The 21,369-nt window shown below is 38.1% G+C and carries 19 protein-coding genes and 1 pseudogene; 11 read left to right on the plus strand and 9 right to left on the minus strand.

The genetic code is table 11. From position 1 onward, the window contains the following. The first annotated feature begins 67 nt into the window (after positions 1 to 67). From ACFING_RS01345 to ACFING_RS01375, 7 genes are all read left to right on the plus strand, one after another. On the plus strand, positions 68 to 1,048 hold the full coding sequence (locus ACFING_RS01345; protein ID WP_375620731.1) for a hypothetical protein: 981 nt from the start codon (positions 68 to 70) through the stop codon (positions 1,046 to 1,048). A 25-nt stretch (positions 1,049 to 1,073) separates the two neighbouring features. After that, positions 1,074 to 1,670: a 50S ribosomal protein L9 gene (gene rplI / locus ACFING_RS01350; protein WP_375629349.1), complete on the plus strand. Its 597-nt coding sequence runs from the start codon at positions 1,074 to 1,076 to the stop codon at positions 1,668 to 1,670. Positions 1,671 to 2,262: 592 nt separating this feature from the next. Further along, positions 2,263 to 3,753, plus strand: a complete 1,491-nt coding sequence (locus tag ACFING_RS01355) for a replicative DNA helicase (protein WP_273791081.1) — start codon at positions 2,263 to 2,265, stop codon at positions 3,751 to 3,753. A 6-nt stretch (positions 3,754 to 3,759) separates the two neighbouring features. Then, positions 3,760 to 5,136, plus strand: coding sequence for a DNA repair protein RadA (gene radA / locus ACFING_RS01360; RefSeq protein ID WP_375629352.1), 1,377 nt, complete (start codon positions 3,760 to 3,762; stop codon positions 5,134 to 5,136). A 142-nt stretch (positions 5,137 to 5,278) separates the two neighbouring features. Further along, entirely contained in the window at positions 5,279 to 5,821 is a 543-nt protein-coding gene (locus ACFING_RS01365) for a CvpA family protein (RefSeq protein WP_375629355.1), read from the plus strand. Between the two features lie 115 nt (positions 5,822 to 5,936). After that, on the plus strand, positions 5,937 to 7,430 hold the full coding sequence (purF, locus tag ACFING_RS01370; protein WP_375610159.1) for an amidophosphoribosyltransferase: 1,494 nt from the start codon (positions 5,937 to 5,939) through the stop codon (positions 7,428 to 7,430). A 2-nt stretch (positions 7,431 to 7,432) separates the two neighbouring features. Beyond that, a complete protein-coding gene (locus ACFING_RS01375) occupies positions 7,433 to 8,182 on the plus strand; it encodes an SDR family NAD(P)-dependent oxidoreductase (protein WP_375629615.1) in 750 nt (249 codons plus the stop codon). A 70-nt stretch (positions 8,183 to 8,252) separates the two neighbouring features. Here the strand turns inward: ACFING_RS01375 and pssA are convergent, their stop codons facing one another. The 5 genes from pssA to cysS form a co-directional block, all read right to left on the minus strand. Beyond that, positions 8,253 to 9,092 (minus strand): CDP-diacylglycerol--serine O-phosphatidyltransferase, encoded by an 840-nt coding sequence (pssA, locus tag ACFING_RS01380; RefSeq protein WP_375611225.1) that lies wholly within the window; start codon positions 9,090 to 9,092, stop codon positions 8,253 to 8,255. Between the two features lie 8 nt (positions 9,093 to 9,100). Continuing rightward, on the minus strand, positions 9,101 to 9,799 hold the full coding sequence (locus tag ACFING_RS01385) for a phosphatidylserine decarboxylase (protein ID WP_375611224.1): 699 nt from the start codon (positions 9,797 to 9,799) through the stop codon (positions 9,101 to 9,103). 117 nt (positions 9,800 to 9,916) lie between these two features. Beyond that, positions 9,917 to 11,800, minus strand: a complete 1,884-nt coding sequence (locus tag ACFING_RS01390) for an ABCB family ABC transporter ATP-binding protein/permease (protein ID WP_375620728.1) — start codon at positions 11,798 to 11,800, stop codon at positions 9,917 to 9,919. A 115-nt stretch (positions 11,801 to 11,915) separates the two neighbouring features. Next, a complete protein-coding gene (locus ACFING_RS01395; RefSeq protein ID WP_375620811.1) occupies positions 11,916 to 12,587 on the minus strand; it encodes a DUF421 domain-containing protein in 672 nt (223 codons plus the stop codon). 49 nt (positions 12,588 to 12,636) lie between these two features. Continuing rightward, on the minus strand, positions 12,637 to 14,145 hold the full coding sequence (gene cysS, locus ACFING_RS01400; protein ID WP_375612941.1) for a cysteine--tRNA ligase: 1,509 nt from the start codon (positions 14,143 to 14,145) through the stop codon (positions 12,637 to 12,639). Between the two features lie 501 nt (positions 14,146 to 14,646). On the opposite strand from cysS, the gene ACFING_RS01405 reads away from it, so the two are divergent. Continuing rightward, positions 14,647 to 15,015, plus strand: a complete 369-nt coding sequence (locus ACFING_RS01405) for a TIGR02301 family protein (protein ID WP_375629359.1) — start codon at positions 14,647 to 14,649, stop codon at positions 15,013 to 15,015. 419 nt (positions 15,016 to 15,434) lie between these two features. Here the strand turns inward: ACFING_RS01405 and ACFING_RS01410 are convergent, their stop codons facing one another. Next, on the minus strand, positions 15,435 to 16,763 hold the full coding sequence (locus ACFING_RS01410) for a dihydroorotase (protein WP_375629361.1): 1,329 nt from the start codon (positions 16,761 to 16,763) through the stop codon (positions 15,435 to 15,437). Between the two features lie 64 nt (positions 16,764 to 16,827). Here ACFING_RS01410 and ACFING_RS01415 point away from each other — a divergent pair, with 64 nt between their 5' ends. The 3 genes and pseudogenes from ACFING_RS01415 to ACFING_RS01425 form a co-directional block, all read left to right on the plus strand. After that, positions 16,828 to 17,700 (plus strand): YgfZ/GcvT domain-containing protein, encoded by an 873-nt coding sequence (locus ACFING_RS01415; protein WP_375620724.1) that lies wholly within the window; start codon positions 16,828 to 16,830, stop codon positions 17,698 to 17,700. Beyond that, positions 17,693 to 18,310, plus strand: a complete 618-nt coding sequence (locus ACFING_RS01420) for a YfbR-like 5'-deoxynucleotidase (protein ID WP_375620723.1) — start codon at positions 17,693 to 17,695, stop codon at positions 18,308 to 18,310. The genes ACFING_RS01415 and ACFING_RS01420 overlap by 8 nt, the downstream gene beginning before the upstream one ends. A gap of 351 nt (positions 18,311 to 18,661) precedes the next feature. Next, positions 18,662 to 18,803, plus strand: a pseudogene (locus ACFING_RS01425) (integrase); the annotation flags it as partial. Positions 18,804 to 18,902: 99 nt separating this feature from the next. On the opposite strand, the gene panB reads toward ACFING_RS01425, so the two are convergent. From panB to recO, 3 genes are read right to left on the minus strand one after another with little or no spacing between them, the layout of a single operon-like run. After that, complete coding sequence (gene panB / locus ACFING_RS01430) at positions 18,903 to 19,718, minus strand: 3-methyl-2-oxobutanoate hydroxymethyltransferase (protein ID WP_375620722.1); 816 nt, start codon at positions 19,716 to 19,718, stop codon at positions 18,903 to 18,905. After that, complete coding sequence (gene panC / locus ACFING_RS01435; RefSeq protein WP_375620721.1) at positions 19,715 to 20,575, minus strand: pantoate--beta-alanine ligase; 861 nt, start codon at positions 20,573 to 20,575, stop codon at positions 19,715 to 19,717. The genes panB and panC overlap by 4 nt, the downstream gene beginning before the upstream one ends. Positions 20,576 to 20,598: 23 nt before the next feature. Then, entirely contained in the window at positions 20,599 to 21,345 is a 747-nt protein-coding gene (recO, locus tag ACFING_RS01440) for a DNA repair protein RecO (protein WP_375620720.1), read from the minus strand. Positions 21,346 to 21,369: the final 24 nt, after the last annotated feature.

Genomic DNA, 21,369 nt, shown 5'->3' on the forward strand with positions numbered 1-21,369 from the left:
TAAGCTATTAAATGTCAAAGTTGGGGTATTGACACGCCTCTAACTGCAGAAAGCAGGACAGCAATAAATGAAAAAAAATCGTACTTATGAGATATTAACCGGTATTTTGGCAGGATTATTTGCTGTTGTGATAGGACTGGCAATCATCAGTGTTGCAAATATCGCGCCCTTTTTTTCTCTTCTTCTTGGCTGCTTTCTTTCATTGCCAATTTTTATTGTTGCGTTCGGTCAAGGAACATTAGCCAGTCTCATCGCCCTCATAAGTGCCACTGTTGTTCTTATCATAACCACTAATACCTATATTGCTCTTGGCTTTATGTTCTTATTTTTCCTTCCTGCTGTCTATGCTTCTTGGCTTCTTGGGCTTGCACGACCAGCGCAAAAAGAAAACGAACTGATATGGTATCCATTGTCATCGGTTATTTTTCATTTAACTAATTTTATCGCTCTTATAGCAACTTTCATTGGGCTCTATGTTCAAACACGTCCTTCCACACCCATCGTTGCAAAAAAAATCACCGAAAACATAGCACAAACTCTGCAACAAACACAGTCAATAAAAGAAGCCGATATACGCGCTTTTAATGAGCTTTTAATGACGCATACAGCAACTTTTACTGCTTTTTCTTTGACTATTTATAGTTTGGTTTTTCTCATTGGTAACCTTTACTTTTCCATGATAGCAGCACAACATATGAAATGGCTGAAAAGACCCCGTGATGATTGGAGCCAAACTCTCCGCCTTCCAATTTCTGGAATTATTATTTTTATTATTGTTTGCATAGCATCGATGGTTGAGCTGAGCGCTTCTCTTAACTTGAGTACCCGTGTCTTTAGTACTGCATACATTGTCATCATATTAATTAGCGGTCTAGCATATCTTCACAATATTACAAAAGGGGTAAACGGTCGGATTATTATACTTTCTCTTGTTTATATTGCTATTTTAACAGTCGTTTTTACTCCACCTATTGTTTTCATGATGCTTTTGATGGGAATTTGGGCTGCTATTCAATACAATTTTCAATCACGCAAAAAACTCCACTAAATTTATTTGTTCGAAAGGAAAAACTATGGATATTATTTTACTTGAGCGCATTCCTCGTCTTGGTCAGATGGGTGATATTGTCTCAGTTAAAGATGGTTATGCGCGTAATTTTCTCTTGCCTCAAGGTAAAGCTTTACGCGCAAATGAAGCTAATAAAAAACACTTTGAGATGCAACGTGCACAACTTGAAGCACGTAATCTTGAACGCAAAAGCGAAGCGCAAAAAATTGCTGAAAAACTTGATAGACAATCATTCATTGTTGTTCGTTCTGCTGGTGAAACAGGACAACTTTATGGTTCTGTGTCAACACGTGATATTGCTGAAATGATAACAGATGAAGGCTTTTCTATTGGGAGAAATCAAATCGAACTTAATCATCCAATAAAAATGATCGGTCTTCACACTATCACTCTTAGTTTACATCCAGAGGTTCAAATTTCTGTGATTATTAATGTTGCGCGTTCTACTAGTGAAGCACAACGCCAAGCAGAAGGTGAAACTCTCACTTCGGCTAAAGAAATATATAATATTCAAGAAGAATTATTAGAAGAAAGTCAGGAAGAATTATTGGCAGAAGAAATTAATGACAACGATATAAACAGTTCTCATCAAGAAGCTTAATTTCTATTTTTTCTTTCTATTTTATATTTTTTATTCCATTTTAAATATCGATCATAAAATACTCACACTTTAAAAGTGAGTATTTTATGGCTATCGTACATAAAGAACCTAATTTTTATGAAAGAATTAGAAATATACTATTTAAAGGCATTACATGCCGAGAATGGTAGTATCACTAAGAGGAAATGTCTTTTGTTTTCCAGCATATAAAGCAAAAATAATTTAAAGTTCTACCCTTAAGACTAAAGTTTGTATGAGCGTTAATTTGATTATATCCTCACATGATCTGAAATAATTTCAGTTATAAAAAATAATTCTACTTACACAGATATTGGAATTTTAAGGTTAAGTAACTTAAAAATACTTAAATTTAGAGTAGCAAAACTTCCACTTTAAAATCACATATTATAAAATAAATAGATAGACGTTATATAAATAATACACAAATGATAAATGAGGAACGAAAAGAGAGTTTTAAAAAATTATATAATTTTAACTTAAAATGAAGGTTTGTAGCTCTATTCTTTTAATTATACGATTTTCAATTTATCGCCTAAAGTAGCTAGACTTAGAATTTTAGTGGAAAAATATTATGGAAGAAACTAACGTTGTTAATGTCAGCTCTTCAAAGAAAGAGGATTCTCCTTCTTTTCGGCAACTTCCGCATAATATTGAAGCTGAACAGGCATTGCTTGGTGCTATCTTTATCAACAATGATTCTCTTGACCGCGTTTCAGATTTTCTAAAACCAGAACATTTTTTTGAACCATTGCATCAAAAAATTTATCATGTTTTATCTCACCTTATTAAAACAGGAAAACGTGTAGATCCAGTTACAATCAAGCCCTATATCCAAATGGAAGAAAAAATTGGAGATATTACTGTATACCAATATGTTGTTCGCTTAGCCACAGAGGCAGTCACTATTATTAACGCTGAAGATTATGGACGCGTCATTTACGATCTGTTTATCCGACGGTCTTTGATTAACCTTGGAACTCAAGTTGTCAATACAGCCTTTGATGCTCCTGTAGAACTCACGCCTACCCAACAAATTGAAACTGTTGAAAATCAGTTATTTGAGCTAGCAGAAAAAGGGAAATATGGAGGTGGATTTGAAAATTTTAATGAGGCTATTAAAAAAGCTATCGATATGGCAAGTGCTGCGAAAAAGCGCTCTTCACAATTATCAGGGATAGCCACCCATATTAAAACACTTGATGAAAAAATGGGAGGATTACAAGCATCTGACTTAATTATCCTTGCGGGCCGCCCTGGTATGGGTAAAACCTCACTGGCTACCAATATTGCCTTTAATATTGCTAATGCTTATAATCGTAATGCCAATATCCAAGAAAATGAAGGCGGCATTGTGGGATTCTTCTCACTTGAGATGTCATCCGAACAGCTTGCAACCCGTATTATTTCTGAACAAACAGAAGTCTCTTCTTCTGATATTCGGCGTGGCAATATTTCAGATGAACAATTTTCAAAAATTATTCGTGCGGTGAACCAACTACAAAAGGCACCACTTTATATTGATCAAACTGGGGGAATATCAATTACGCAATTAGCTGCTCGTGCGCGGCGTCTCAAGCGGCAACATGGTTTAGATATCTTGTTTATTGACTATATCCAACTCATGACAAGCAGTTCAAAGCGTTCATCAGAAAATCGTGTTCAAGAGATCACAGAAATTACCACAGGATTAAAAGCATTAGCGAAAGAATTGAATATTCCTATTATCGCTCTCTCTCAACTTTCACGTCAAGTAGAAAATAGAACAGATAAACGTCCACAGCTCTCAGATTTACGTGAATCTGGTTCAATTGAGCAAGATGCCGATATCGTTCTGTTTGTCTATCGCGAAGAATATTATCTCAAAAATGAAGAACCAAAACTAGGTAGCTTGGAACATACGAAATGGCAAGAAATAATGGATAAAGCTTTTGGAAAAGCTGACGTTATTATTGCAAAACAGCGCCATGGGCCGACAGGAATCGTGCCCCTTGCCTTTCAATCTGATTTCACACGCTTTAGTGATCTGGCCGATAGCAATTACCTTCCAGAGCAAATTGGTTAAATCGACATGGCACGCAACCGTATTCAATTTATCTGTCAAAATTGTGGAACTGTTCATTCTCGTTGGGCAGGAAAATGTAGCGCTTGTGGGGAATGGAATTCCCTTATCGAAGAAACTATAAATAGCGGCATAGGAAGTGGTCCTAAGCAGAATGCTCGTAAAGGACGCATTGTCACACTCACATCTCTTTCTGGAAATATTGAAGATGCTCCACGTATTCATTCTGGTATTGCTGAACTTGATCGTGTTACCGGTGGGGGCTTTGTCCGTGGATCGGCACTCCTTGTTGGAGGTGATCCGGGTATTGGTAAATCAACATTGCTGACACAAACAGCCGCTGCTTTATCACGTAAAGGATATAATGTCATCTATGTTTCAGGTGAAGAGGCTATTGCGCAAATTTGTCTGCGCGCACAAAGGCTTGAAGCTAACAATACAGAAGTGAAACTTGCTGCTGAAACCAATGTTGAAGATATTCTGGCAACCTTAAGCGAACATAAAAACCTTGATATGGTGATTATCGATTCGATTCAAACCCTATGGTCAGATACAGCAGATTCAGCACCTGGCACTGTCACACAAGTACGTATCGGTGCTCAGGCAATGATCCGCTTTGCCAAGAAAACAGGAACCGCCGTTGTTCTTGTTGGGCATGTTACAAAAGATGGACAAATTGCTGGTCCTCGAGTCGTTGAACATATGGTTGATGGCGTTCTCTATTTTGAGGGTGAAGGAGGACATCATTATCGCATTCTTAGAACTGTAAAAAATCGCTTCGGACCAACAGATGAGATTGGTGTCTTTGAAATGTCTGATAAAGGATTACGCGAAGTGATAAATCCATCTGAATTATTTTTAGGGGAACGTAATGAAAAAGCACCAGGCGCTGCTGTTTTTGCAGGAATGGAAGGGACACGCCCGATACTCGTAGAAATTCAAGCGCTTGTTGCTCCTTCTTCCCTTGGGACACCAAGACGTGCGGTTGTCGGATGGGATGGAAATCGCCTTTCTATGATTCTTGCCGTTTTAGAAGCCCATTGTGGTATTCGTTTTGGACAGCATGATGTCTATCTGAACGTAGCAGGTGGATATCGCATATCAGAACCCGCTGCTGATTTAGCTGTAGCCGCTGCTTTGGTATCTTCTCTTGCCAATATCGCATTGCCAACAGATTATGTATATTTTGGTGAAGTCAGTCTTTCAGGAGCTACCCGCGCTGTTGCACATTCAGCACAGCGCATCAATGAAGCAAAAAAACTCGGCTTTCAAGGAGCCTTTCACCCCACAACAACAACCGAAATGATGAAGTCGCTCAACTTTCAACAAAAAACTTTCTCCGACCTTCCCGAACTCGTTGCTACTCTTACCGTAAGTAAAAAATGATCTGCACCACAGATATGATAATATAGAAAAAACTCTATAAAATACAAAAGATCCTTGCTATAAGAACAAAAAATGGCATAACAAAAAATATATTTGCACACAGACTTAAAAGAACACAACTTTATGTATAAGGAACAAACAAATGATCATAACAATCCTTGATGGAATTGTCGTAGTAATCATCCTGTTGTCCGCTTTTCTTGCTATGCTTCGAGGATTTTCACGTGAAGTGTTATCGTTGATTTCTTGGGCAGTTGCAGCTGTTACGACACTGTTTTTATTCAAACCTGTCTTACCTTTCTTTGAACAATATCTCTCTAATAAAATGATTGCATTGATCACAACATTGGTCACAATTTTTATTATTGTTCTCATTATTACTTCAATTATTACAATGAAGATCTCTGATTTTATTATTGATAGTCGAATTGGTATCCTTGACCGTGCTATTGGTTTTATTTTTGGAGCACTTCGTGGTTTACTTATCATGGTCATCGGTATGTTGCTGCTTAATGCACTGATTAAACCCGAGCTTCAAGCGAATTGGTTAAAAAATGCAAAAACAAGGCCTATTTTAGATTCATTGGGACAAAAAGTTTGGGAAATACTCCCCAAAGATATTGGATCTGTTCTCGAAAAGACGGAAAATTTGTTTAAAGACAGCAATAAACATACGTATGAGTAACACTCTCATGAAAAGATAATTTTCAAAAAATAGAGAATAGTTTTTCATGAGGAAAGAGAACTAAATGATGTAAAATGTGATATTAATGATTCCTCCATATCACAACTGAAAGAATATGATGATAAAAAGCGATGTTTTCTGTCAAGAATTTTCATTAGATGATGATACCCTTCATGAAGAATGTGGAGTTTTTGGTATTCTTGGGCATGAAGATGCCGCAACATTAACAGCTCTTGGACTCCACGCACTTCAGCATCGTGGGCAAGAAGCAGCTGGGATTGTTTCTTACCATAATAAAATATTTCATCAAGAAAAGCATTTAGGTCTTGTTGGAGATCACTATACAAACCCTGCAACACTTGCGCGCTTACCAGGAAATCGTGCTATTGGACATACCCGTTATTCAACAACTGGAGAAGTGGCATTACGCAATGTTCAACCCCTTTTTGCTGAATTGAAAGTTGGAGGTATTGCTATTGCGCATAATGGTAATCTTACCAATGGTCTCACATTACGCCGTGAACTCATCGCTTCTGGTGCTATCTGTCAATCAACGTCGGATTCAGAAGTTTTTCTCCATCTTATTGCCCGCTCACGTTATGAGTCGTCCTCTGATCGTTTTGTTGATGCGATTCGGCAAGTAGAAGGTGGGTATGCTATGTTAGCGCTCACACGTACAAAACTTATTGCGGCACGCGATCCAACAGGAATTAGACCTCTCGTGATGGGCGAACTTGATGGTAAGCCTATCTTTTGTTCTGAAACTTGTGCTCTTGATATTATTGGAGCAAAATATGTCCGTGATGTTAAAAATGGAGAAATCATCATATGTGAAATACAAAAAAATGGGGAAATTACAAAAAAAATTATAAAACCAGAAAATACAAAACCAGAAAAACTTTGCTTGTTTGAATATGTTTATTTTGCCCGCCCAGACTCAATCGTTGGAGGACGTAGTGTTTATACAACACGCAAAAATATGGGAATCCGTTTAGCACAGGAAGCCCCTTGTGAGGGTGATGTTGTGGTTCCTGTTCCTGATGGAGGAACGCCTGCCGCAATTGGCTATGCACAAGAAATTGGAATTCCCTTCGAGCTTGGTATTATTCGTAATCACTATGTTGGCCGCACTTTTATCGAACCAACACAACAAATTCGCGCTTTTGGCGTCAAGTTAAAACATTCGGCAAACCGTCCTGTGATTGAAGGAAAACGTGTTATTCTGGTTGATGACTCCATTGTGCGTGGAACAACATCCCTTAAAATTGTACGAATGCTTCGCGATGCAGGAGCAAAAGAAGTTCATATGCGCATTTCTAGCCCTATGATTTTTTATCCTGACTTTTATGGTATTGATACACCTAAAGCTGAAAACCTTTTAGCAAATCAATATCCAGATTTAAAATCTATGTGTGATTTTATTGGAGCGGATTCATTAGAATTTCTTTCAACGGATGGATTATATCTTGCTGTAGCAGGGGAAAAACGGAATAACGCCGATCCACAATTTACTGACCATTATTTTACTGGATATTATCCTACGCATCTGGTTGATCAAGAAAATCTCTCCAAAATTCATCAATCATCTGTTCTTAAAACAAGAGATTAATGATGACAAAACGTGACTTTAGTCTCCATGGGCGTGTTGCACTTGTTACTGGCGCATCAAGAGGGATTGGCTATTATTTGGCACTCGAGCTTGCTGCACGCGGTGCTCATATTATTGCTCTTGCACGAACAGTCAGTGGACTTACTGAATTAGATAATCAAATCCGAGAAAAAGGAGCTCATGCAACCCTTGTTCCCCTTGACTTGTATCATATGGAAAACATCGATACCCTTGCTATCTCAATTGCCAAACGCTGGAAAAAACTTGATATTATCGTTGCAAACGCAGGAATTCTTGGAACACTCTCACCAATAGCGCATATAGAAAACACGGTATTTGAAGATGTTTTTCAAATAAATCTTTTCAGCCAATGGCGCTTAATGAAAGCCGTTGAGCCTTTATTACGTGAATCTGATGCTGGACGAGCCATCCTGTTATCCTCAAGCGTTGCGCATGCTGCGCGCCCTTTCTGGGGAGCTTATGCAGCCTCTAAAGCGGCTTTAGAGGTGATTGCCCGCTGTTGGGCAGAAGAACTCAAACAAACCCCTATTAAGATTAATTGTGTCAACCCTGGTGCCACACGCACTGCCATGCGCGCTGAAGCTATGCCCGGTGAAGATCCACAAACTCTTCCTTCACCACAAGAGGTTGCAAAAAAGATAGTCCATTTGTTATCACCTGATTTAAAGGAAACTGGAAAACTTTTTAATGTCCATAAAAATCGGTTTGTAGATTATCATGTACCTGATTGATCATCATATGAGAAGTAAATCGTTTGACTCTCTCTTTTCCCTGTGCTTTTCGACAGAAGAATGAAGCACTTTATAATTCTTGGATAGCTTTAGCATCAGCCTTTTTCTCTTCTAAAGTAGCACGTTTATTATAAGCGATAAAACTACAAGGGAGAAAAATCATATAGCTAACAGCTGTAATCAATAAAGTTTCCCATGTGTAAGTCGCAAGAAAACCGACATAAATAACAATGACCAACATGCACGGTATAACGATATCGCGCCTTAAATTTTGATCAATTGTTTTTGCATTCCATACCGGTAAACGACTAATCAAAAGAAAAGCAATAATTACAGTATAAAGACTAAAAAATAATGCCCACCCCCAATTGGGGACCAAACCAAGAGTGCCTAAATAGGTAGGCAATAAAAGTAATAATGCTCCTGCTGGTGCTGGAACACCAACAAAATAACTTCTCTGCCACTTAGGTATATTGGGGTTATCTAACATCACATTAAAACGTGCTAATCGCAAACAACAAGCAACACAATAAACAAGGGCAGCAACCCACCCAATATGATTCGCTTGATTCAAGATAAATGAATAAACAATGAGTGCAGGGGTAACACCAAAATTTATAACATCAGCAAGAGAATCCATCTGTGCCCCAAAAGATGAACTACCATCTATTAAACGGGCAATGCGACCATCAGCACCATCTAAAACTGCAGCCAAAAGCACCATTAAAATAGCAGCTTCATAGCGATGTTCAAAAGCCAAACGAATGCTGCTCATCCCTGCACAAATTGCTAAAATAGTAATAATATTAGGAATAACATACCGCATTGATGTAGGTGAACGCCGCCGATTTGCAACATCATCATGCTGCCCCTCAGGGTTGAATGAAGAAAATGGCGAAAAATTTTTCATTGTGAGTCCTAATCGTATCTGAAGCCCGTTGTGGCACTCTTATCATCAAAAGAACCCAAAACTGTTTCTCCAGCAATTGCTGTCTGTCCAACTGCAACACGCAATTTCATTTCAGTTGGTATATAAACATCAAGGCGAGAACCAAAACGAATCAATCCAAATCGCTCACCAGTCATAACGGCATCGTTTTCTTTTGACCAGCAAACAATCCGGCGTGCAACCATTCCCGCTATTTGTACGACACCAATTTTACCATGTTTGCTATCAATTACCACCCCATTACGCTCATTAAACTGACTAGCTTTATCAAAGTCAGCATTGGTAAATCGACCTGGATGATAAACGATAGACTCTACTGTACCACTGATAGGAATACGATTAATATGGCATGAAAAAACATCCATAAAAATGGAAATACGAATCATTTCATCTTTCCCTAATCCTAATTCTTCAGGTGGAACACATGATTCCACAAATGAAATACGCCCATCTGCAGGCGACATAACCCAATTTGAATTCAAAGGGATCACACGATCTGGATCACGGAAAAAGTATACACACCACACCGTGAGAACGAGACCAAACCAAAACAACGGACTCCATATCCAACCAAGAATGAGCGAAATAACAAAAAACGCTACAATAAAAGGATAACCTTCTTTATGAACCGGTACAAAGCTATTATGGAAAGATTGCAGAATACTCATATAATTTCCTATTCATCGTAAACTTAAACAAGCAACAAAGCTTTTTGTTCCTCTTGTGTCTTTTTATGTATTTAATCAATCACTCCATATAAAGATATAGATTACATTTTGCTCTATTTATTTTTTACGATTAACAACACTCGTCTCATCTTCTTCACGCATTTTACGTAATTTTTCTTCCGCTTGCGATGCTTCAAGCTGCTTATTCCACATTGAAGCATAAAGACCTTTCTTGCGTAAAAGCTCTGTATGCGTCCCATTTTCAATAATACGACCACTTTTAAGAACTAAAATTTCATCCGCATTGATAACAGTAGAAAGACGGTGCGCAATAATCAATGTTGTACGTCCACGGCTTACAATATCCAATGCTTGTTGAATTTCCTGTTCCGTCGCCGTATCAAGAGCCGCCGTTGCTTCATCTAGAATAAGAAGTGGAGGAGCTTTTAAAAGTGTCCGTGCAATAGCCACGCGTTGTTTTTCACCACCTGATAATTTGAGACCTCGCTCTCCTACCATAGACTGAAAACCTTCCGGTAAAATTTCAATAAATTTTGATATTTGTGCCATTTCAGCAGCTTTGCGCATCTCTTCATCTGTAGCACTTGGACGCCCATAGCAAATATTATAGGCAATTGTATCATTAAATAACACCGTATCTTGTGGGACCATGCCAATCGCTTCACGCAAACTCTTTTGTGTTACGTCACGAATATCCTGCCCATCAATTGTGATAGATCCTGCATCAACATCATAAAACCGAAAAAGCAACCGAGAAATAGTAGATTTACCGGCACCCGATGGACCGACAATAGCGACTGTTTTTCCTCCAGGAACTTCAAAATCAATATCTCTGAGAATCTGACGTCTCGAATCATAGGAAAACTTTACCTGATGAAAACAAATGGTCCCATCGCTTATCTCTAACGGTTTAGCATCCGATTTATCAACGATCTCTTTCTGAACATCTAAAAGATCAAACATTGCTTCAATATCCGTTAAACCTTGTCGAATATCACGATACATTGAACCAATAAAATTTAGTGGAATGGAAAGTTGCATTAAAAGCGCATTAATAAAAACAAAATCTCCTAAAGTTTGTGTCTTATAAAAAACTTCATAAGCTGACATCAGCATCATGATCGTCATTCCAATACCAAAGATAAGAGTCTGACCAAAATTAAGCCAGCTTAAAGATGTCCAAATCTTTGTTGCGGCTTTTTCATAACCTACCATAGAAGCATCAAATCGATCGGCTTCTAGAGTTTCATTACCGAAATATTTGACCGTTTCAAAATTCAAAAGAGAATCAACAGCGCGAGTATTCGCCTCAGTATCCGCTGTATTCATTTTTTGCCGAATACGAATACGCCAATCACTCGCCTTAATGGTAAACAAAATATATAATCCAACCGTTACAACAACAATGAGAAGATAATGCCACCCATAACTTATATAAAATACCAGTGCCGTTAATATAAATTCTAAAACTGTTGGTACTGTACTAAGAATTGAAAATCTTACGATCGCTTCGATTCCTTTTGTTCCACGCTCAATCACACGAGAAAGCCCACCTGTTCGGCGTTCCAAATGAAATCGCAAGGATAACTCATGCATATGTACAAAGGTTTTATAAGCTAATTGACGAACAGCGTATTGACCAACAGTGGCAAACAGGGAATCGCGTAATTGATTTAATCCAGCCTGCATAATACGCGCGACATTGTATGCCAAAACAAGCATGATGGGAATAATCCAACTGGATGGGAACCATTCAGGTAGCTGAAAGCTTGAATCAAGCACATTCGTAGAATATTTAAATAAATACGGTACAGATATGAGAACGAGCTTAGCCAAAACAAGATAAAATATTGCCCATAGCACACGCATCTTTAGATCACGCCGCCCTACCGGCCACATATAGGGCCATAAATTGTAAAGTGTGTGCAGAGTCTTCCCTGTATCTGATGATACAGTTTTTGTCATTTCATTGCGTTTCATAAAGTCCTTACTTCTCTATCATCCGCACAAACAGGCAAAATACCCTCTGTGGTTATTTATAGATTCATCTCTTCATTACGGCTTTCAATAAGCTATACCTACCCGTTTTTTGAAGTTAGACTGTTTTTGAAAAAGGAACAAGAAATAATCCACTATACAATTTATTATTTTGATCTGTATTTTCATACCACTCTGCTGCAAATAAATTTTCAACTTTTACATGTTTTTTTTTCAATTCTGCCTGAAGCCATTTTTTTGTTTTACCAATCTCTTTAAGTCCATCATCAATAACTTCACCATTTTCTATTAAAATCGTCGATTTCTTTCCCTCTTCCTTTTTAATGACAGTGCAATCACCATTGGTTTCCAAACGAACAAAAGCAGCTTCATGTAAGTGACACCCTTTAAGACGTAACATCGTAATGAGATCATTAATATTGATCCCTAAGTTCTTAATCTTATCCATTTGGAAAACTCCATCTAAAACTAATGTGACATTCCGCCCTGCAATAAGACGACGAAAAAAAACTGAATAGCGTGCAAAAAAATTAAAAGATGTAATCAAGGTTTGCCAGATGAATAAAACAAGCAATAATTGAAGGCTACTAATATTCTGATTATAAATAACGCCTCCAATAATACCTCCCATGACAAAATTACTGACCAAATCAACTGGTGTCATCTGACTAAGACTACCCCGCCCCGTCGTTCTTAAAATAAATAAGAAGGCAACAAGACCTACAGCTAGTTTAAGCGCGATATATCCATAATGATATAAAAATTCCATCATATTCTCCTTTTTTATGGAGCTGCTGGAATAGAGACATTAGTGCGCTTTAGTGTCGCTTTATTTCCCACACAGTTATGCGCTCACCACTCTGCGGATCCTTACTGTCTTTTAAAAGAACCCCCTCGGCTGCAAGCTCATCACGAATTGTATCCGCAGCTTCCCACTCTTTATTATGGATAAGTCTTAGTCTTTCGGCAATGCGCTGATCAATAAATTTTGTATCAAGGAAAGTTTTTCTCATAAATAATGGGCAATCTATTTCTTTAATCCATTCTTGTCTTAACAGTCCTAATAAATTCATCCCATTCAGAAGAGCCAAAGCATTTCCTTCTTTATAAAATTTTCGCAAAAGAGTCAGTGCTTTTGGAGTATTAAGATCATCACTAAGTGCATCTATCAAAGTATCATCAATTGCTTCATTGTTTTTCATCTCACTCTTTTTGCTGCGAAGCCATTCATACCAACGATACAGTTCGCTGCTCGATTGTATTAAACGCTGTGCTGTCCAATTTAATGGTTCACGATAATGCGTTTGCAACATCGAAAAACGCGCAGACAAACCAGCCCAATTTTGCTTCATTTCATCGGTTAAAATACCATTAAACTCCCCCAAATTATTCTCTAAAACAGAACGAATAGTTATGAAATTGCCAAAGCTTTTCGACATCTTTTTGCCTTCAACTTGTAAAAAACCATTATGCATCCAAAAATTAGCCATTCGCTCCGTCCCAAAAGCTGAACAACTTTGTGCAATCTCATTTTCATGATGAGGAAAAATTAAATCAATTCCACCACCATGGATATCAAAAACATTGGCGGTCGGATCATCACAGGTTAAACCACCGCCATAGGGCGCTAATAACTTTGCCATTGACATTGCAGAACATTCAATATGCCAACCTGGACGACCTAAAACAGGAATTCCGCCCGGTGATTTCCAACCTGGTTCTCCTTCCACAGAAGGCTTCCACAAAACAAAATCCATCTCTTCCCTTTTATAAGCAGCAACATCGATACGCGCCCCCGCCCTCATTTCATCTAAAGAACGATTTGCAAATGCCCCATAATGGGGAGGATTTTTTATGCTACTTACAGAAAATAATATATGATTTTCGGCTTCATAAGCGTGCCCCTTTTCAAGCAACCTTTCAATTAAAGAGCGCATCTCCTCTAAATGCTCAGTGGCGCGTGGCTGACTGGTTGGCAACAGACAACCAAGTGCTATGGTATCTTGTTGAAACTGAGAATATGTACGTTCTGTTAAGTGACGAATAGCCTCATTCAATGATACGTTTGGATATTCGCTAGCTGCTCGTGCATTAATTTTATCATCGACATCTGTGATATTACGTGCATATAGAACATGCTCATTGCCATAAACATGACGCAATAAGCGAAATAAAATATCAAAAACAATAACAGGACGTGCATTTCCTATATGCGCATAATCATAAATTGTCGGTCCACAAACATAAAGACGTACTCTTGTCGCATCTATTGGTGTAAATTTTTCTTTTTTACGTGTTAGCGTATTATAAAATCGCAACTCTTTCATTTATTGACTCCATGGACGATATTATGCACCGATCCTTTTAGATGTATCTTATCTCAAATCATTGTATTACGCGGTTTAAGCTAAAAACTTGTATCTTTTATAGTAAATTCTTCTTACCATTTTCCCATTGTATTTACGGCTGTATTCATCGTTTATCATAAAAACAATCTATTTTATTTGATTGGACAAAAGCGTTCTATCATTAGAGATGCTTTCTCTCTTTAAAAAAAATGAGCTTAGAAAAAAATCTATAGGCAATACAATATAAATCTATGTGAAAAATAGATAGCTTGCAGGCAGAAAATCTTAAATTTTTAACCACACAAAGCTTCGTCAGTATTTTCAATATTCCACAATGGTTTCCTTACTGCCTCTTACGCCCTATATTTTATAATCAATAATTGAGAATGATGTAGCAATTAACTTTATTTTTTTACACCGTTCTCATGACAAAATTATTTTATCTTTACAGAGTTTTATTCAAAGAAAGCAATAAAAATAATGCGTAATAGATTGATGAACATCATTATTTTAATATTTCTTGTCATTTCAATACCAGCCTTTGCACAACAATCTCCACCTTATGAAAAAAATTTACTCCGACTAGCAGAAATTTTGGGATCATTGCATTCTCTCCAAAATCTTTGCGCGCCTCCAACAAACCAATGGTATGACTATATGAATGCACTGATTGAAGCAGAACACCCCATTCCACAAAGACGTGCTTATTTTTATGAAGCGTTTAATGAAGCGTATCGTGCTTTCTCAGAAAATTATCATCATTGTACACAAGCAGCCATTGAAGCCAATCAAAGATACATTGAGGAAGGAAGAATTTTATCTGAAAACCTCCTCATGCATTATAAATAATTAATCTATACAAAAAGTATCTCTCTCAATTTTAGCGGGATCAATGATACTCCTTTCACAAATGCGGGGAGCAATAAACCAGCTCTGAAAATAGAGAGACGTTTAAAGAATAATGTCTCGATACGCTTTTATTCGTATGAGCGTCTTTTTCCCCATACAAAATCGCTCTTTGGCTTCCTCCCCACACCTCAAAGGACGAAGATTTTTAACTAAATTTGCTCTGTAAACAATCTAGGTTCTTGTTGAACAAGGTTCCTCTTGGCTTCTAACGCATGTAATTTGCTGCATAGTTTCTACAAACAAGCCTAAGAATATTCACCACGCATTAAAAAAACACTTATGTATCAAAGAGGCTGACATACCCTATATCACCACTCTAAAGGATGGTATTTTACGGCATACTTATAATTTTAATCTGTTTACACCAAAGTTTCCATAAATTTAACAGGCTCTCCTTGTGAAGGTGTGACAATTTCACCTTCCCACATAACGCGCATACCACGGATAATAGTCCCAACAGGCCAACCTTTAACTTTTTGACCATCATAAGGTGTCCAACCGGCGCGAGAACCAATTAAGCTATTCGTAATAATTTCCTCTCGCTTAAGATCAACAATGGTTAAATCAGCATCAAACCCAACAGCAATGCGCCCTTTACAACTTATACCAAAAATACGACTAGGGCCATGTGAAGTGAGATCAACAAAACGTTCAAGAGATATTTTTCCTGCATTCACATGTGTCAACATAATTGCTGCTGTTGTTTGCACGCCTGTCATACCTGAAGGTGAAGAGGGATAAGGTTGAAGTTTTTCTTCAAGAGTATGAGGCGCATGATCTGAACCTAAGACATCAATAATTCCTTGTTGAACACCGTACCAAAGAGCGTCACGGTGGCGCGGCTCACGAATAGGCGGATTCATCTGAATTAATGTACCAAACTTCTTATAATCATCAGCCGTGAGCGTCAAATGATGTTGTGTCACTTCAATTGTTGCAACATCCTTATGTTTTTTTAGAAAATCAATTTCTTCTTCTGTCGAAAGATGTAACACATGAATCCGAGCCTTCGTCTCATGAGCAATTTTTACCAAACGCTGCGTACATTTTAATGCCGCAACTTCATCACGCCAAATCGGATGTGACGATGCATCCCCTTCAATACGCAATATTTTACGCTCTTTGAGCCTCGCCTCATCTTCAGAATGAAAAGCCGCACGACGGCGTGTATTCTTCAAAATAAGGCGTACACTTTCATCATCATCAACCAAAAGATCACCGGTAGAGGACCCCATAAAGACTTTAATTCCAGCCGCACCAGGAAGTCTTTCTAATTCAGATAGTTCATGAGCATTTTCACGCGTTCCTCCAACCCAAAATGCAAAATCACAATGCATTCGATGAAATGCGCGTTTAACCTTATCGCTTAATGTTTCTTCTGATGTTGTCAATGGATTGGTGTTAGGCATTTCAAAAACTGCCGTAACACCCCCTAACACAGCAGAATACGAGCCACTTTCCAAATCCTCTTTATATTCATTTCCTGGCTCACGAAAATGCACTTGGCTATCAATAATTCCTGGTAAAATATGAAGCCCCGTACAATCAATGACCTCACTAGCCGATGCACATGTAAGGTCGCCTATTTCAGCAATACGACCATTTGTAATACCAATATCACGCTTGCTTCTTCCATCATGATTCACAAGTGTTGCACCTTTAAAAATTGTATCAAATGTTTTAAACATAACCACGCTCCTTACATATTGCTCACTTATCGATTATGTAACTTTGAGCAGAAAGGCAAGAACCATGATTAAAAAACAAAATGCCATTTGCTTAAAAAACCGCGGGCTTATTCAAATTACAGGCGAAGAAGCAACAGATTTTCTACAATCCCTGATCACGACAGATGTAAAAAAAATCAGTCCACAGGAACTTTTCCCTGGAGCCCTTTTATCCCCACAAGGAAAGGTTCTTGCTGATTTTCTTATCGGAAAAAAAGAAGATGGTTACCTGATTGATATCAGGATGCCTTTAGCTGATACGCTCCATAAGCGTCTGTTGCTCTATAAGCTGCGCAAAAAAGTAGAAATTACACAACCATTTCAAGAGCTTGTTACAGTTTTTTTGAATAATGAATCAGATGCTTTAAATTTTGATTCAAGTTTTGTTGATAAACGCTTCCCACAACAAGAAAAAATAATACGAATCTATGGCAAAAAACCTTTTTTGACTTCAGAATATCATGACACATGGAATCAATTGCGTATCCGTTATGCAATTGCGGAAAGTGATCAAGACTATGAAATTGGCAAAGTCTTTCCTCATGATATTAATTACGATCAAATCAATGGACTTGCATTCAATAAAGGATGTTATATTGGACAAGAAATTGTTTCACGAATGCACCACCGCCGTGCAGTACGTCGCCGTATTTTTATTGTAAAAGGCCAGTGTAAATTAACCCCTCAATCTAACATTGAAGCAGGAACAAAAGTGCTTGGCTACTTGGGAACATGTATAGGAAATGAGGCTCTTGCTTTAATGCGTATTGACCACGTCAAAGATGCTATGGATTATAACATCCCCTTTACTGTAAAAAACATTCCTGTCACTATAAGCATTGCTGAAAATATGAATTTTACCTTTCCTGAAAATACTATAGAAAATACTCATGGCTAAAGCTGAATTATTAAAAAATGGAGAAGCCCGCGCTTGGCAAAGAATGCTCTCTGGAAGGCGACTTGATCTTCTCAACCCTTCTCCTTTTGATGTTGAAATTGAAGATATTGCCCATGGACTTTCTCGCGTGGCACGTTGGAACGGTCAAACACGAGGAGAGCATGCCTATTCTGTTGCACAACATTCACTTTTGGTTGAACAAATATTTCAAAAACTTTTTCCACAATCGGAAAGCAACGAATGTCTTTATGCCCTTCTTCATGATGCTCCAGAATATGTCATCGGCGATATGATTTCCCCTTTTAAAGCTGTCATAGGAAAACAATATGAACGCGTTGAAAAGCGCATCCAAGATGCTATCCACATGCGCTTTTCTCTTCCCGTTGATCTTTCTCAAAAACTTTTAAAAAAAATTAAACAAGCCGACCGTATTGCTGCCTATTATGAAGCGATTACGCTTGCTGGATTTAATACAGAAGAAGCCTTTCGCTATTTTGGCTCTCCCAATAATATTCTACCCGATGATCTTAATTTATCCCCCTATTCTACACAACACATTGAAAACGCATTTTTAACGCGCTTTAATGACTTGGATGCCCAAAGATTATAGACTCTTCGCATTGTTGATTCCTTGTCATTACAGAATCATCACACTGACTTATAATAATAATTCATTGTTTTTTCATTTTGAATGAGAGCTCCTAATATCGTAAGCTTCACTCATTTCAAATCTGTTTATATTGAATCAATCAAAATCATTCTCTTGCACACCACAAGCGGGTCTGGCGTGTGGGTAAAATTTTTTAAAGAAAGAGTTAAAATGCTCCTTATGAACCATCTCAAGTGCTAAGCGCTGTCGCAGCATTGAAAATTGGCAAAGTGTGTGATGATGCCGGCTTGCTCTCTTATGAAGCGTAAAGACGGGAGTACTCTATAAATTTTATAAACTTTATAAGGGACTTACCACTATACTATTCACGAACGCCGTCGCGAAATAGGTTGGGTACCTTAAGAAAGCTTTCTTTAAAAAAGCACGTGAATTAGCGACCCAATGGCGTTCTGTTTTGCATGAGAGGCGTGACTTCATTAAAGAAATGGAAAAAAGCACAGTTCAAATTGCATACAAAATATATTAAATAATGCACATTCATTATCAAAATAAAAAATGTTCTCTTGTCAAACCTTTCATCTTAAACTGAAGTTTATTTTAGTTTATAAACTTCATTATCCGCTGGGAAAGCGCGAGATGTGACATCCTCTGCATAATTCTTTATTGCAGTTTCCATCGCTTGTTCAAGGTCTCCATAACGGCGTACAAATTTTGGCACATGAGAACCATAGCCCAACATATCTTCCATAACCAATACTTGCCCATCACATTGATTGGACGCCCCTATACCGATCGTAGGGATAGAAAGCTTATCTGTCAGTTTCACCGCTAAAGGTTCAACCATTGCTTCTAAAACAACAGCAAAAGCACCTGCCTCTTCAATCGCTGCTCCATCTGCTTCAATTCTTTGCCAATCATTCTCCTTGCGTCCTTGTGTTTTAAAACCACCAAAACGATTCATTGCTTGGGGTGTAAGACCAATGTGCCCCATCACTGGAATGCCACGTTTACACAAAAAATCTATTGTTTGGGCTATATAAACGCCACCTTCAAGCTTAACTGCACCACACCCCGTTTGTGCAAGAATGCGCGATGCATTTAAAAAAGCTTGTTCTGGACTTTCCTCATAAGATCCAAAAGGCATATCAATAACAACAAGAGCTTTTTGAGATCCACGCACCACGGCTTTCCCGTGTAAAATCATCATATCTAAATTAACAGGAAGCGTTGTCTCAAACCCATACACAACCATCCCAACGCTATCACCAACCAAAAGGATATCGCAATATGGATCAGCAATCCGCGCAGTATAAGCTTGATAAGCTGTTAAAGAAACAATTGGCTGTTGTCCCTTTCGTGCACGTATTTCGGAAGATGTTATACGCTTTACGGTTTTATGTACACTCATTTTCCACCCTTCTCTTGCAATATATATTGATCAATCAGCCTTACCTCACCAAAACGGACAGTAAGGAGTAAAACCGCCGGTTTATTCAATGTTCCTTTAACCACGCATAAAGTTTCCATATCCCGTAAATCTATCGCTTCAATGATTGCACGCGTTTCTTGTTGTAAAATATCACGAACAGTTTTGCATAATTTATCAACCGACCGTTCACCTTCATGATAAAGCTTTTCAGCAGCTTTTCCACTTTCAGGAATAATTTTGGCAGCTTTACGATCTTCTAATGTTAAAAGCTGATTGCGTGAAGAACAAGCTACACCATCTGACTCCCGTAGAATAGGAACTCCAACGATTTCAATAGGAAAAGCCAAATCTTCAACCATACGCCGAATAATTAAAATTTGTTGAAAATCTTTTTCCCCAAAAAAAGCCTTATCTGCTTGGACAATGTTAAAAAGTTTAGCAACAACGCTTGTTACACCACAAAAGTGCCCCGGACGTAATTTTCCCATCAAAATACGTGATAATTTTTTCACTTGCACAATTGTATCATTTCCTAGTGGCCACATTTCATCGACAGAAGGAGCAAAAACACATTCAACACCTGCTTCTTTTAACAAAGCACAATCGCCTTTCAAATCTCTTGGATATTGAGAAAAATCTTCATGAGGTCCAAATTGCTTTGGATTGACAAAAATAGAAACCACTACGCGATCACACATTGCTCTTGCATACTGTACTAATGCAAGATGACCATCATGCAATGCCCCCATTGTTGGAACAAAACCAATCGAAAAACCTAAACGTCGTTCCTCTGAAGTATATTGGCGAACTTCAGCAATTGTCTTTAAAATTCTCATTTTCCCATTCAATTATCATCAGATCAACAAATTAATGCCTGTACACCAAATTGGCGCTCAAACAATTGTATCAAATTCATGCGCACTGACGGCTGCTTTATATCTCGTGGCTCCCAGACATGACGCATAAGAAAAAAACCCGTCAGTATAAAACCATTTATTATATCACTAAAATCAGCAGGACGAGTCGTTCTTTGTACAAGAAACTGTGGTAGAATGAGAAGCTTTTTTTTCCAAGGTTCTCCTGCTTCTTCACAGACAGCCCGACCAGATTTTGGTGATACGTAATGAAGCCTTTCCTGACGACCTGTTGCAGCACAACAAGATAAATCAAGACCAAAACCAAGTTCTTCAAGAAGCAGCATTTCAAAACGTACAAGCAATTCTGCATTTACAAATGGTTCATCAAAATTCTGCATAAAAAGGTGTAAAATATCATATAAAATGGGGTGCGGATCACGTTCGGGAAGAAGCCGCAAATGAAAAGCTATCAATTGCAAAGCATAAAGTGCTTCTGGTAGACAGATTAATCGTGCCGCATGTAAATCAAGAGCTTCAAGCCGAAAAAGTCCCAAATGTTCGTCTAAACGAGCCCACCATTCAGCCTCCACAAAATTTCCAGGTTGAAGAAGAGCTGCCATACGACGCGACCGCCCCCCTTTTACCACTCCCATATAACGACCATGTTCACGTGTCATAATCTCAAGAATAACACTTGTTTCACCATATTGGCGTGTACCAAGAATAACGGCTTGTTCTTTCCACTTCATTTTACTTTAATTATTTTTAAAAAT

The organism is Bartonella sp. AP150HLJHH (genome assembly GCF_042196385.1).
Classification (GTDB): domain Bacteria; phylum Pseudomonadota; class Alphaproteobacteria; order Rhizobiales; family Rhizobiaceae; genus Bartonella.